Genomic DNA, 12,566 nt, shown 5'->3' on the forward strand with positions numbered 1-12,566 from the left:
TGTGGGGCGGGGACGCACCGGGACATCCGAGCGCCACTCTGAGGTAGTCGGGTCGGCCGGGAAGCGTGGCGCTCGGACATCCCGGCACGTCCCCTCACGCCGAGGGCCGGGTGCCGGCCGGTGGGGGCTGAGGTTTTTCAGGGGCGCGAGGAACTGCGCGCTCAGCCCACGAGGTCCGGCAGTGTGAGAACCGACCTGAGCCACCCCATCTTTTAGGGGCGCGGGGAACTGCGCGACCAACCCCCACCCACCCGCAGCAAACACACCACCCCAAGAACCCCTTCCGACCTGGGGGTCTGGGGGGTCTGGGGGCGAGACTCCCGAAGCTGTAGTAGACCGGGGCTTTCTCGACAGCGGCGCGATCGGCTCAGTCGGCCAGGTGTCGCTCCACCGTCTCCACCTTGGACGTCAGCCCGTCCGTCACACCGGGGCGGATGTCCGCCTTGAGGACGAGGGAGACGCGCGGCGTCCGCTCCTCCACCACGGCGACGGCGCGCTTGACGACGTCCATGACCTCGTCCCACTCGCCCTCGATGGACGTGAACATCGCGTCGGTGCGGTTCGGCAGCCCGGACTCGCGGACGACCCGGACGGCGTCGGCCACGTACTCCCCTACGTCCTCGCCGACGCCCAGCGGCGTCACGGAGAAGGCGACGATCATGCGCTGACGATCCCTTCCTTGCGGGCGCGCGACGCGATGACGGCGTCCTCGGCCTCGCGCTTGAGCTTGCGCTCGGCGAAGAAGCCGCCGGTCGGGAGCACGGAGAGGATGAAGTAGAGGGCCGCGGTCTTCAGGCCCCACTTGGTGCGGTTCCAGGCGTCGGCCCAGAAGATCACGTACAGGATGAAGAGGATTCCGTGGACCATGCCCATCACCGGCACCGCATTGAAGTCCGTGGTCCGCTTCAGCACCGAGGACACGAGCAGCAGCAGGAACGAGACGGCCTCGGGGGCGGAGACCAGGCGGAGGCGGCGGAGGGCGGAGGCGGTCTTGATGTCCACGAGTCACCTTCGGTGGAGAGGAGTTCGGGGGTGGAGTTGGGGGGCGGCCATGCGGTCGGCCGTGCGGTCCACAGTCGGGTCGACGGTTGAGTCGACAGTTGAGTCGACAGTTGAGTCGACGCTTTGTGAACGCGAGCACAAGCGTTTCCCATTGAAGCATCCGGGATCCGGCCGCCCCGGCCCGGGGTCTGGGTCTTCGGGTGCGGGTCTCGGGGTGCGGTCAGGGTCGGATCATCCCGGAGGATCTGTCGGTGACCGCGCCCGGCGGCTACCTTCACATCGTGGCGATGTTCCGACTCCAAGGCAGCAAGGTGCTGGCCGTCGACATGACCGGCGACGCCGTGAAGGCGAAGAACGGCTCGATGGTGGCGTACGACGGACAGATGGCGTTCAAGAAGCTCAGCGGTGGCGGCGAGGGGATCCGCGGCATGGTGACGCGCCGGATCACCGGTGAGCAGATGACCCTGATGGAGGTGAAGGGGCACGGGACCTGTTGGTTCGCCGACCGGGCCAGCGAGATCAACCTGGTAGGGCTCCAGGGCGACAAGCTCTTCGTCGAGTCGAGCAACCTGCTGGCGACGGACTCGGGGCTGCGTACGGGCACGGCCTTCACGGGGGTCCGCGGGGCCTCACAGGGCAACGGGTTATTCACGACGACCATCGAGGGTCACGGCCAGGCCGCGATCATGTCGGACGGTCCCGCGGTGGTGCTGCGGGTGAGTGCGCAGTATCCGCTGACCGTCGACCCGGGGGCGTACATCGCGCACCAGGGCAATCTGCGGCAGTCCTTCCAGTCCGGTGTGACGTTCCGCACGTTCATGGGCGAAGGCGGCGGTGAGGCCTTCCAGATCCGCTTCGAGGGCGACGGGGTCGTCTACGTGCAGCCCAGCGAGCGCAACACGATCGCCGGGGAGGTGTGACATGCCCTTCCGTGAGGTCAACTCGAAGATGGTCGAGGCCACGGTGATGCCGGGCCGGCGGCTGTTCAGCCAGCGCGGCGCGATGCTCGCCTACAAGGGCGAGGTCTCGTTCACCCCCAACATGCAGGGCGGCCAGGGCGGGGTCATGTCGATGATCGGGCGGCGGGCGGCGGGCGAGGCCGCTCCGCTCATGACCGTCGAGGGCTCCGGCACGGTGCTGTTCGGGCACGGCGGCCACCACATCCAGGTGATCAACCTCACAGGCGACACCTTGTTCGTGGAGGCGGACCGGCTGCTCGCCTTCGACGGGACGCTGGAACAGGGCACGATGTTCATGGGCTCGCAGGGCGGGGTCATGGGCATGGTGCGGGGCCAGATGACGGGTCAGGGGCTGTTCACCACGACCCTCAAGGGGCATGGCGCTGTGGCCGTCATGGCGCACGGCGGGGTCATCGAGGTGCCGATCAGTCCGCAGCGGCCGGTCCACGTCGACCCGCAGGCGTACGTCGCCCATCACGGGGACGTACGCAACAAGCTGTCCGCCGCGCTCGGCGTGCGGGACCTGGTGGGCCGCGGCTCGGGCGAGGCGTTCCAGCTGGAGCTGAGCGGCAACGGAGCGGTGTACGTGCAGGCCTCGGAGGAGAAGCTGTGACCACCTATCCGGGCACCGGCCCCGTGATCCACGACCCGTTGACGCTGCCCGTCGACGACAACGTCAACGCGTACACCTTCTGCGTGGAGCTCAAGGGGAGCGAGTGGTTCCTGCAGAAGGGCAAGATGATCGCCTATTACGGCTCGATGGAGTTCAACGGCATCGGGCACGGGCGGCTGGACCGGCTCGTGCGGACGTCGTTTCATTCGCCGTTGCACGCGAGCGACTGGGTCGTCGCCTCCGGCTCGGGCAAGATGCTCCTCGCCGACCGGGCCTTCGATGTGAATTCGTACGATCTGGAGGAGGGCAACCTGACCATTCGCTCGGGCAACCTCCTCGCTTTTCAGCCAACTCTCGCACTGAAGCAGTCGATCGTGCCGGGCTTCCTGACGCTGATCGGGACGGGCAAGTTCGTGGCCGCTTCGAACGGTCCGGTGGTGTTCATGGAACCTCCGATCCGGGTCGACCCGCAGGCCCTGGTCGGCTGGGCCGACTGCCCCTCGCCGTGCCACCATTACGACCACGCGTACATGACAGGCCTGATGGGCGGTCTACGTGCGCTTTCGGGTCTTGGCGGGGCCTCCGGAGAGGAGCACCAGTTCGAGTTCGTGGGCGCCGGCACGGTATTGCTGCAGTCCACCGAGGTACTGATGGCCGAGCAGTCCGCGGGCGCGGTCCCGCACGAGCCCGGCGTACCCGGTGGCGGCGGGGTACCCGGTCACCCGGGACAGCAGGCAGGCACACCGCGTCTTCCCGGACAGCTGGGAGACCTCCAGCGTCGCTTCGGGCTGTGAGCGGTAGTCTGCGGAGTGTGACGTCGAACGTGTGCACGCCGTCACACCACCCTCACTAGTTCGCCTTTCAACTTCTTAGGTAGAATCCATTCATGGAGACCGAGACGGCCACGCGCTGGCTGACCGATGCGGAGCAGTGCGCCTGGCGCACCCACCTGGAGGTCAACAGGCTGTTGACGTATCAGCTCGAGAGGGACCTCCAGCCGTTCGGCCTGACTATGAACGACTACGAGATCCTGGTGAACCTCTCCGAGTCGGAGGGCGTACGGATGCGGATGAGCGACCTCGCATCCGCCACCCTCCAGTCCAAGAGCCGCCTCTCGCACCAGATCACGCGCATGGAGAACGCGGACCTGGTACGACGTGAGAACTGCGAGTCCGACCGCCGTGGGCTGTACGCCGTGCTCACGGACCACGGCATGGAGACGATGAAGAAGGTCGCGCCTCATCATGTGGCGTCTGTGCGGCGGCACTTCATCGACCTCCTCCCGCCGGAGGCACTGGAAGAGCTCCACAAATCCCTGACACCGGTCGCGGAGCACCTGCGAGGTCAGCGGGGGCGTCCGTAGCGGACGACCAGGTCGACTACGACCGGATCGGCTGAGTACGGATCGGCTGAGCCAGAGGCAGGCGGAGTTCGAACAGGGCTCCGCCTGTCGGCGCTCCGCGGACGGTGAGCGATCCACCGTGCCGTACGGACACGTCGCGGGCGATGGCGAGGCCGAGACCGGCTCCGCCGTCGTCGCGTGTGCGGGCCTCGTCCAGCCGTACGAAACGCTCGAAGACCCGCTCGCGCTCGCCGTCGGGCACACCGGCGCCGTCGTCGGCGACCTCGACGACCGCCCCCTCCCCCGCGCGCCGCACGGTCACCGTGACCTTGGACCGGGTGTGCCGCTGGGCGTTGTCCAGCAGGTTGCCCAGCACCCTCGCCAACTGCCCACGGGAACCGGTCACTTCGACGGGCTCCGCGGTCACGGACGCGGCGATCCGGTCCCCGCCCCGCTGGGCCACCTCCTCGCGGACGAACGCCGCCAGATCGAAGCGCGCGTCCGCCGGCCGCTCCCCCGCGTCGAGGCGGGCGAGCATCAGCAGGTCGGCGGCGAGCCGCTGGAGTCGTACGGTGTCCTCGACGGCCCCCTCGACATCGAGCAACTCCGGGTGTGCGGCGCCCACTTCGAGCTGGGTGCGCAGCGAGGCGATGGGGCTGCGCAGCTCGTGGGAGGCGTCGGCGACGAACGCGCGCTGCCGCTCGACCGAGGACTCCAGGGCGGCGAGCGTCTCGTTCGTCGTACGGGCGAGGCGGGCGATCTCGTCGTGGGTGGCGGGCTCGGGGACGCGCCGCGAGAGGTCCTCGGAGGCCGTGATGGCGGCCATCTCGGCACGGATCCCCTCCACGGGGCGCAGGGCCCGCCTGGTGACGAAGTACGTCACCCCGCTGACAGTCACCAGCAGCAGGGGCAGACCGATCAGCATGGTCGTCAACGCCGTGCCGACGGCGTCGTGTTCGGCGGAGAGCGGAGCGCCCGCGTAGACCGTGAGCGGGACACCCCCCTTCGTGACCACGTCGACCCCGGCGAACCGATAGTCGTCCTTCTCCCCCTCTACGGTCGCGGTGCCCTGGCCGTACCAGGTCTCGTCGGCGATGTCGCCGGCGCCGAGGGGGTCCTCCTCGTCCGCCACCCCCTCGTCCGTGTCGCCGGCGTCGTCGTTGGCGACGGAGTTCAGCCGGGCCGAGTCCCTGGCGCTCACGCTCATGCCCTCGACGTCTTCGCCGACGGCGACGGCCTTCCCTTTCCGGTCCAGGACCTCGACGGGGTTCTCGTCGCCGTCCGGCAGGTCGAGATCGTTGTACGCGAACCCGTTCGCCAGCGCCGAGGCGGCGTTGCGGGCCACGGCGTCGGCCTCGGTGTCGGCCTGGTCGATGAGGCTGGACCGCAGCGCGAGCAGCACGGCGGCGCCCGCGGCGACCAGGGCTATGGCGACGACGAGGGTCGCGGCGAGCGTGGCGCGGGCCCGTACCGATCCCAGACGCCGCCTCATGCCCGTGCCTCCAGTCTGTATCCGGCCCCGCGTACGGTCTTGATGAGCTCGGAGCCGAGCTTGCGGCGCAGGGTGCTGATGTAGACCTCGACGATGTTCGGGTCACCCTCGTACGCGAAGTCCCAGACGTGCTCCAGGATGTCGGCCTTCGACACGACCTCCCCGGCCCGCACGACGAGCTGCTCAAGGACGGAGAACTCCTTGGCGGTCAGGGCGATCTCGCCGTCCGCGAGGAAAACGCGCTGGGCGGCGGTGTCGACCTTCAGGTTCCCGACCTCGTGCACGGGCGAGGCCCCGCCCGACGGGCCGCGCCGCCGCAGCAGCGCCTTCACCCGGGCGACGAGGACGACGTACGAGAACGGCTTGGTCAGATAGTCGTCGGCGCCCGTGTCGAGGCCCTCGGCCTCGTCGTACTCGCCGTCCTTGGCGGTGAGCATCAGGATCGGCACGTCGTGTCCCGCGGCGCGCAGGGCGCCGCACACGCGGTAGCCGTTCATGCCGGGCAGCATGATGTCGAGGATCACGAGGTCGTACGTCCCCTCGCTCGCCCGGTGCAGACCCTCGGCGCCGTCGTGGACGACGTCCACGGCATAGCCCTCGGCCGTCAGCCCCTTGGCCAGCGACACCGCGAGCCGCTTCTCATCTTCCACGATCAACAGGCGCATGCGTCCAGCTTGGCAAACCGAACCTGAAGACAGCTTCAGGGGGCTTCAGGTCGGCTTCAGCGTCGGTCGGCCAGATTGGTTCCCGTCGACAGCAGACGAGGCACACAAGCCAGCTGCAACCGGCGACAACATCCGTTACTGGTTGCGACCAGTCGTATTCCGGAGGAATCCCATGAAGCGCAACATCGTCATCGCCACCATCGCGGCCGCGGCCCTGATCGGCGGCGGCACCGCGACCGCCATCGCGGTCTCGGGTGACGAAGCGGCGCCGGCGAACAAGTCCAGCGTGCAGGTGTCGAACGACGACAACGGCCGCGACGACGACGATGTGAACGACACGGACGACAACGACGCGGACGACAAAGCGGCGAGGGACACCGGCGAGGACGCCGAGGACAAGGCCGAGAACGCGACCGACGCCAAGGTCGCGAAGGTCACGGCCGCCGACGCGATCGGGGCGGCGCTGAAGCACAAGGGCGGTACGGCGGTCTCGGCCGACCTGGACGACGAGGGCACGAAGCACGTGTGGGACGTGGACGTCCTCACCAACGGCGGCGCCTGGCACAGCGTCCAGGTCGACCCCGCCAACGGCAAGGTCGTGGGCTCCCACGTCGACCGGGACGACGACGGTGACGATGCCGCCGAGACCGCGCAGATCCGGGCCGCTCTGAAGGGCAGCTCCGTCACCGCCGCCGAGGCCGCGAAGGCCGCCGCCGCCAAGGGCACGGTGACCTCCGTCGACCTCGACGAGGAGAGCACGGACCAGGCCTGGGAGGCCGACACCACCGCCGCCGACGGCACCGGCAGCGACTGGCGGGTCAACCTCGACTCCGGCAAGGTCACGGCGGACCGCTCGAACGACTGACGTTTCCCCCACACACAGGTAAGGGCACCCGGCACCGGGTGCCCTTACCTGCGCCCGCCCCTTGCTTCAGGTGCGCGGGGCTGTGACATTTGCGGCTCCGCCGCGATGGGGGGAGCGACCGGGCCCCGCCCACCCGCACCCACCGAGCCAAACTGAGCCAACCGCACCACCCGAGCTCTCACGCGGCGGGGGCGAGACCGCCGGCGGTCAGCCCTCCGTGAGCCCGGCCACCAGTTCGTCCGCCGCCCGGTAAGGATCCAGCTCCCCCGCCACGATCCGCTCGGCCAGGCGGCTCAGCCGCCGATCCCCGTGCAGGTCCCCGATCCGCTCCCGCAGCGCCGTGACGGCGATCGTCTCGACCTCTCGCGAGGCACGGGTGAGCCGCCGTTCGGCGAGCACCCCGTGCTCCTCCATCCACGCCCGGTGCTTCTCGAGGGCCTCGACGACCTCGTCGATGCCCTCGCCACGCGCCGCGACCGTCTTCACGATCGGCGGCCGCCAGTCGCCGGGCCCACGGGACTCGCCGAGACCCAGCATGTGGTTGAGCTCGCGAGCCGTCGCGTCCGCACCGTCCCGGTCGGCCTTGTTGACGACGTACACGTCGCCGATCTCCAGGATTCCCGCCTTCGCCGCCTGGATGCCGTCACCCATACCCGGCGCGAGCAGCACCACGGACGTGTCGGCCTGCGAGGCGATCTCGACCTCGGACTGCCCGACGCCCACCGTCTCTACCAGGATCACGTCACAACCCGCCGCGTCCAGCACCCGGATCGCCTGAGGCGCGGCCCACGCGAGCCCGCCGAGATGCCCGCGTGTGGCCATCGAGCGGATGTACACCCCGGGATCCGACGCGTGCTCGGACATCCGCACACGATCCCCGAGCAGCGCCCCGCCCGAGAACGGCGAGGACGGGTCGACGGCGAGCACCGCGACCCGCTTCCCCTGTCGCCGGTACGCACTCACGAGGGCCGACGTGGATGTCGACTTACCGACACCAGGCGACCCCGTGAGCCCCACGACGTACGCGTTCCCCGCGAGGGGCGCCAGCGCGGCCATGACCTCACGGAGCTGCGGGGACGCCCCCTCCACCAGGGAGATCAGCCGTGCCACGGCCCGCGGCCGGCCTTCCCTGGCTTGGGCCACAAGCGTGGAGACGTCCTGCATCACAGCTCCGTTCAGTCGAGGTCGGCGACAAGCTGACAAGGCGACAAAGAACCCCCGTCAGGCCTTGGGTACCCGCACGATCAGCGCGTCACCCTGCCCACCGCCACCGCACAGCGCGGCCGCACCCACGCCACCGCCCCGTCGCTTCAGCTCGAGCGCGAGGTGGAGTACGAGCCGGGCGCCGGACATGCCGATCGGGTGACCGAGGGCGATCGCCCCGCCGTTGACGTTCACCTTTTCGGTGGAAACTCCGAGGTCCTTCATTGACTGGACCGTGACGGCCGCGAAGGCTTCATTGATCTCGATCAGGTCAAGATCTTCGACCCCCATCCCCTCCTTCTTCAGGGCATGCTGAATCGCATTCGAGGGTTGCGACTGCAATGAGTTGTCGGGGCCGGCGACATTGCCGTGGGCGCCGATCTCCGCGATCCACGCGAGGCCGAGCTCCTGCGCCTTGGCCTTGCTCATCACGACCACCGCGGCCGCGCCGTCGGAGATCTGCGAGGCCGAACCGGCCGTGATCGTCCCGTCCTTCGTGAACGCGGGCCGCAGCTTGCCCAGCGACTCGGCGGTCGTCTCACCGCGGATGCCCTCGTCCTGGCTGAAGACGACGGGCTCGCCCTTGCGCTGCGGAATCTCGACCGGAGTGATCTCGGCCTCGAAGATCCCGTTCTTCTGCGCGGCGGCCGCTCGCTGGTGCGACAGGGCCGAGACCTCGTCCTGCTCCGGACGGGCGATACCCAGCCGAGTGTTGTGCTTCTCTGTCGACTCACCCATGGCGATGTTCTCGAAGGCGTCCGTCAGCCCGTCGTGCGCCATGGCGTCGAGCATCTCGATCGCGCCGTACTTGTAGCCCTCACGGGACTTCGGCAGCAGATGGGGCGCGTTGGTCATGGACTCCTGCCCACCGGCGACCACGACCTCGAACTCACCCGCACGGATGAGCTGGTCCGCGAGCGCGATGGCGTCGAGCCCCGAGAGGCACACCTTGTTGATCGTGAGCGCCGGGACGCTCATCGGGATGCCCGCCTTGACCGCGGCCTGGCGTGCCGGGATCTGCCCTGCCCCGGCCTGGAGCACCTGGCCCATGATCACGTACTGCACCTGGTCGCCGCCGATACCCGCACGGTCGAGGGCGGCCTTGATCGCGAATCCACCGAGGTCGGCTCCTGAGAAGGACTTCAGGGAGCCGAGCAGCCGTCCCATCGGGGTGCGGGCACCCGCGACGATCACGGAGGTGGTGCTGTTCGTTCCAGACATGAGGAGCGATCCCCTTCCAGCTTGCACAGCTGAGGAGTGAACGAGGGTTTACTTGAAATGTACTGACCGGTACGCCACCCGTCATCCGGCGTGGAGTGTGATCGCGCGCACGTTGCGTAACCGCCCCGGGAGCGCTGCACTAACACCATGCTGACGCGAATCGACCACATCGGGATCGCCTGCTTCGACCTGGACAGGACCGTCGAGTTCTATCGTGCGACGTACGGCTTCGAGGTGTTCCACTCCGAGGTCAACGAGGAACAGGGCGTACGCGAGGCCATGCTGAAGATCAACGAGACGTCCGACGGCGGCGCCTCCTACCTCCAGCTCCTCGAACCCACCCGCGAGGACTCCGCCGTCGGGAAGTGGCTGGCCAAGAACGGCGAGGGCGTGCACCACATCGCTTTCGGCACGGCGGACGTCGACGCGGACTCGGCGGACATCGGAAAAAAGGGCGTACGAGTGCTGTACGAGGAGCCACGCAGGGGTTCGATGGGGTCCCGGATCACCTTCCTGCACCCGAAGGATTGCCACGGAGTCCTGACAGAACTGGTCACTTCGGCGCCTGTTGAGTCACCTGAGCACTGACCCCCGTACATATGGGCCGGTAGGGTTGGGGACGGCCGCCGCCTCTTCGGGGTGGTCCGGGTCCTCATCGTCAGGATCCGAGGGCCGGGGTCCAGGTTTCGGGGGACGAGCGTCGGGGCAGCAGCCCGTGCTCCGCCGTTGATCTGACACCATTCCCCGGGGGCCCCGTTCGGCGGATGGACGGTGCTCGTTTGGAGTGACTTGCGACCAGGGGACGGATGGGACCGCGCAGTGCGGGGCTACGAACGCCAGGAGCGAGAGCCGGCGGCTGACGTCGACCACCTCTCTCGGTTCGAGGCCGAGATGGAACGGCTGAAGACCGAGCGGGAGAAGGCCGTCCAGCACGCCGAGGACCTCGGCTATCAGGTCGAGGTGCTGCGCGCCAAGCTGCACGAGGCGCGCCGCAATCTCGCGACTCGGCCTGCCTACGACAGCGCCGACATCGGCTACCAGGCCGAGCAGATGCTCCGTAACGCGCAGATTCAGGCCGACCAGCTGCGCCAGGACGCGGAGCGGGAGCTGAGCCAGGCCCGCGCGCAGACGCAGCGGATCCTTCAGGAACATGCCGAGCAGGCCGCCCGTCTCCAGGCCGAGCTGCATCAGGAGGCGGTCACCCGTCGCCAGCAGCTCGACCAGGAGCTGTCCGAGCGCCGGCAGACCGTCGAGTCGCACGTCAACGAGAACGTGGCGTGGGCCGAGCAGCTGCGCGCCCGCAGCGAGCAGCAGGCCCGCCGTCTCCTCGAGGAGTCGCGCGCCGAGGCCGAGCAGGCCCTGTCCGCCGCCCGCGCGGAGGCCGAGCGGGTCGCCTCGGAGGCCCGCCAGCGGCTGCAGAGCGACGCCGAGCAGGCGCGCTCGGAGGCCGAGGCGCTGTTGCGCCGGGCCCGTACCGACGCCGAGCGGCTGCTGAACGCGGCATCCACCCAGGCCCAGGAGGCCACCGACCACGCCGAGCAGCTGCGCAGTTCGACCGCCACCGAGTCGGACAGCGCCCGCCGTCAGGCCACCGAGCTGAGCCGGGCCGCCGAGCAGCGCATCAGCGAGGCCGAGACGGCGCTGCGCGAGGCGCGGGCCGAGGCCGACAAGGTCCTCGCCGAGGCGAAGGAAGCCGCGGCCAAGGCCCTGTCGAGCGCGGAGTCGGCGAACGAGCAGCGCACGCGTACGGCCAAGGAGCAGGTCGCTCGACTGGTCAGCGAGGCCACCAAGGAGGCCGAGTCCACCAAGTCCGAGGCCGAGCAGGTCGTCGCGGACGCCCGCACCAAGGCCGAGAAGATCATCGCGGAGGCCGAGGAGAACGCGCGCAGCCTCACCGCCGAGGAGACCGCGTCCCAGCTCGCCAAGGCGGCGCGTACGGCCGAGGACGTCCTGAACAAGGCGTCCGAGGAAGCCAAGACGACCACCAAGGCGGCGGCCGAGGAGGCCGAGCGGATCCGCGCCGAGGCGGAGGCCGAGGCGGACCGGCTGCGCGCCCAGGCGCACGACATCGCCGAGGAGCTCAAGGGCGCGGCGAAGGACGACACCAAGGACTACCGCGCCAAGACGGTCGAGCTGCAGGAGGAGGCGCGCCGGCTGCGCGGCGAGGCCGAGCAACTGCGCGCGGACGCGGTCGCCGAGGGCGAGCAGCTGCGCTCCGAGGCCCGGCGTGAGGCCGTCCAGCAGATCGAGGAGGCGGCCAAGACCGCCGAGGAGCTGCTCTCGAAGGCGAAGGCCGACGCGGACGAGCTGCGCTCCAACGCGACGACCGAGAGCCAGCGGCTCCGCACCGAGGCCATCGAGCGCGCCACGACGCTGCGCCGCCAGGCCGAGGAGACTCTGGAGCGCACCCGCGCCGAGGCCGAGCGGCACCGCGCGGAGGCCGTCGAGCAGTCCGAGGGCATCAAGGCGGAGGCGGAGCGAGCCGCCCGGGAGCTGCACGAGGAGACCGAGCGGGCCATAGCGGCCCGGCAGGCCGAGGCCGCCGAGGGGCTGGCCCGACTGCACACCGAGGCCGAGGAGCGAGTGGTCTCCGCCGAGCAGGCGCTGACCGACGCGCGCGCGGAGGCCGAGGGGCTGCGCCGCGAGGCCGCCGAGGAGACGGACCGGCTGCGCGGCGAGGCCGCCGAGCGGATCCGTACGCTCCAGGCGCAGGCGGAGGCGGAGGCCGAGCGCCTTCGTAACGAGGCCGCGGCGGACGCGTCCACGTCACGGGCCGAGGGCGAGGCCATCGCCGTACGGCTGCGTTCGGAGGCCTCGGCGGAGGCCGAGCGGCTGAAGTCGGAGGCACAGGACACCGCCGACCGCGTACGGGCGGAGGCGCAGGCCGCCGCCGAGCGGCTCGCCACGGAGGCCGCCGAGGCGCTGTCCGCCGCCCAGGAGGAGGCCGCCAGGCGCCGCCGCGAGGCCGAGGAGCTCCTCGGGTCCGCCCGGCAGGAGGCCGACCAGGAGCGGCAGCGGGCGCGCGAGCAGAGCGAGGAGCTGCTGGCCTCGGCGCGCAACCGCGTGGAGGAGGCGCAGGCCGAGGCCGTACGGCTGGTCGAGGAGGCGGACCGCCGGGCGACCGAGATGGTGTCGGCCGCCGAGCAGACCGCACAGCAGGTACGGGACTCCGTGGCCGGGCTGCACGAGCAGGCCCAGGAGGAG

At 70.0% G+C, this 12,566-nt stretch carries 13 protein-coding genes; 7 read left to right on the top strand and 6 right to left on the bottom strand.

Translation table 11 applies throughout. From position 1 onward, the window contains the following. Positions 1–367: 367 nt before the first annotated feature. Together ACTWQR_RS41785 and ACTWQR_RS41790 are read right to left on the bottom strand one after the other, a co-directional pair. On the bottom strand, positions 368–661 hold the full coding sequence (locus ACTWQR_RS41785; protein WP_443232493.1) for an MTH1187 family thiamine-binding protein: 294 nt from the start codon (positions 659–661) through the stop codon (positions 368–370). Beyond that, positions 658–1,002, bottom strand: coding sequence for a DUF3817 domain-containing protein (locus ACTWQR_RS41790; RefSeq protein ID WP_443232494.1), 345 nt, complete (start codon positions 1,000–1,002; stop codon positions 658–660). Before ACTWQR_RS41790 ends, ACTWQR_RS41785 begins: the two co-directional genes overlap by 4 nt. 287 nt (positions 1,003–1,289) lie before the next feature. Between ACTWQR_RS41790 and ACTWQR_RS41795 the strand changes: the two genes are divergently transcribed. From ACTWQR_RS41795 to ACTWQR_RS41810, 4 genes are all read left to right on the top strand, one after another. Further along, positions 1,290–1,922, top strand: a complete 633-nt coding sequence (locus ACTWQR_RS41795) for an AIM24 family protein (RefSeq protein ID WP_443232508.1) — start codon at positions 1,290–1,292, stop codon at positions 1,920–1,922. A gap of 1 nt (position 1,923) precedes the next feature. Next, a complete protein-coding gene (locus ACTWQR_RS41800) occupies positions 1,924–2,574 on the top strand; it encodes an AIM24 family protein (RefSeq protein WP_443232495.1) in 651 nt (216 codons plus the stop codon). Further along, positions 2,571–3,368 carry an AIM24 family protein gene (locus tag ACTWQR_RS41805; protein WP_443232496.1) on the top strand — a complete coding sequence of 266 codons (798 nt, stop codon included), beginning with the start codon at positions 2,571–2,573 and terminating at the stop codon, positions 3,366–3,368. The genes ACTWQR_RS41800 and ACTWQR_RS41805 overlap by 4 nt, the downstream gene beginning before the upstream one ends. Before the next feature lie 92 nt (positions 3,369–3,460). Then, complete coding sequence (locus tag ACTWQR_RS41810; RefSeq protein WP_443232497.1) at positions 3,461–3,937, top strand: MarR family winged helix-turn-helix transcriptional regulator; 477 nt, start codon at positions 3,461–3,463, stop codon at positions 3,935–3,937. Positions 3,938–3,953: 16 nt separating this feature from the next. Here ACTWQR_RS41810 and ACTWQR_RS41815 read toward each other — a convergent pair whose 3' ends face one another. Together ACTWQR_RS41815 and ACTWQR_RS41820 are read right to left on the bottom strand one after the other, a co-directional pair. Then, complete coding sequence (locus ACTWQR_RS41815; protein WP_443232498.1) at positions 3,954–5,408, bottom strand: ATP-binding protein; 1,455 nt, start codon at positions 5,406–5,408, stop codon at positions 3,954–3,956. Further along, positions 5,405–6,073, bottom strand: a complete 669-nt coding sequence (locus ACTWQR_RS41820; protein WP_443232499.1) for a response regulator transcription factor — start codon at positions 6,071–6,073, stop codon at positions 5,405–5,407. The genes ACTWQR_RS41815 and ACTWQR_RS41820 overlap by 4 nt, the downstream gene beginning before the upstream one ends. Positions 6,074–6,245: 172 nt before the next feature. Here ACTWQR_RS41820 and ACTWQR_RS41825 point away from each other — a divergent pair, with 172 nt between their 5' ends. Continuing rightward, positions 6,246–6,938: a PepSY domain-containing protein gene (locus ACTWQR_RS41825; protein ID WP_443232500.1), complete on the top strand. Its 693-nt coding sequence runs from the start codon at positions 6,246–6,248 to the stop codon at positions 6,936–6,938. A gap of 207 nt (positions 6,939–7,145) precedes the next feature. Here ACTWQR_RS41825 and meaB read toward each other — a convergent pair whose 3' ends face one another. Both meaB and ACTWQR_RS41835 read right to left on the bottom strand, forming a co-directional pair. Further along, a complete protein-coding gene (meaB, locus tag ACTWQR_RS41830) occupies positions 7,146–8,102 on the bottom strand; it encodes a methylmalonyl Co-A mutase-associated GTPase MeaB (RefSeq protein WP_443232501.1) in 957 nt (318 codons plus the stop codon). A 57-nt stretch (positions 8,103–8,159) separates the two neighbouring features. Continuing rightward, positions 8,160–9,362 carry an acetyl-CoA C-acetyltransferase gene (locus ACTWQR_RS41835; RefSeq protein WP_443232502.1) on the bottom strand — a complete coding sequence of 401 codons (1,203 nt, stop codon included), beginning with the start codon at positions 9,360–9,362 and terminating at the stop codon, positions 8,160–8,162. 147 nt (positions 9,363–9,509) lie between these two features. On the opposite strand from ACTWQR_RS41835, the gene mce reads away from it, so the two are divergent. Together mce and scy are read left to right on the top strand one after the other, a co-directional pair. After that, positions 9,510–9,950, top strand: coding sequence for a methylmalonyl-CoA epimerase (gene mce / locus ACTWQR_RS41840; protein WP_443232503.1), 441 nt, complete (start codon positions 9,510–9,512; stop codon positions 9,948–9,950). Positions 9,951–10,181: 231 nt separating this feature from the next. Next, positions 10,182–12,566: polarized growth protein Scy (gene scy, locus ACTWQR_RS41845; RefSeq protein WP_443232504.1), on the top strand; the 2,385-nt coding region annotated here is incomplete at its 3' end.

The sequence above is a fragment of the Streptomyces sp. 2A115 genome (genome assembly GCF_052245575.1).
Classification (GTDB): domain Bacteria; phylum Actinomycetota; class Actinomycetes; order Streptomycetales; family Streptomycetaceae; genus Streptomyces.

Coding starts and splice junctions, on each gene's coding strand:
- ACTWQR_RS41810 (WP_443232497.1), top strand. CDS start 3,461: ATGGAGACCGAGACGGCCACGCGCTGGCTGACCGATGCGGAGCAGTGC.
- ACTWQR_RS41825 (WP_443232500.1), top strand. CDS start 6,246: ATGAAGCGCAACATCGTCATCGCCACCATCGCGGCCGCGGCCCTGATC.
- ACTWQR_RS41835 (WP_443232502.1), bottom strand. CDS start 9,362: ATGTCTGGAACGAACAGCACCACCTCCGTGATCGTCGCGGGTGCCCGC.
- ACTWQR_RS41815 (WP_443232498.1), bottom strand. CDS start 5,408: ATGAGGCGGCGTCTGGGATCGGTACGGGCCCGCGCCACGCTCGCCGCG.
- meaB (WP_443232501.1), bottom strand. CDS start 8,102: ATGCAGGACGTCTCCACGCTTGTGGCCCAAGCCAGGGAAGGCCGGCCG.
- ACTWQR_RS41820 (WP_443232499.1), bottom strand. CDS start 6,073: ATGCGCCTGTTGATCGTGGAAGATGAGAAGCGGCTCGCGGTGTCGCTG.
- mce (WP_443232503.1), top strand. CDS start 9,510: ATGCTGACGCGAATCGACCACATCGGGATCGCCTGCTTCGACCTGGAC.
- ACTWQR_RS41795 (WP_443232508.1), top strand. CDS start 1,290: ATGTTCCGACTCCAAGGCAGCAAGGTGCTGGCCGTCGACATGACCGGC.
- ACTWQR_RS41785 (WP_443232493.1), bottom strand. CDS start 661: ATGATCGTCGCCTTCTCCGTGACGCCGCTGGGCGTCGGCGAGGACGTA.
- ACTWQR_RS41800 (WP_443232495.1), top strand. CDS start 1,924: ATGCCCTTCCGTGAGGTCAACTCGAAGATGGTCGAGGCCACGGTGATG.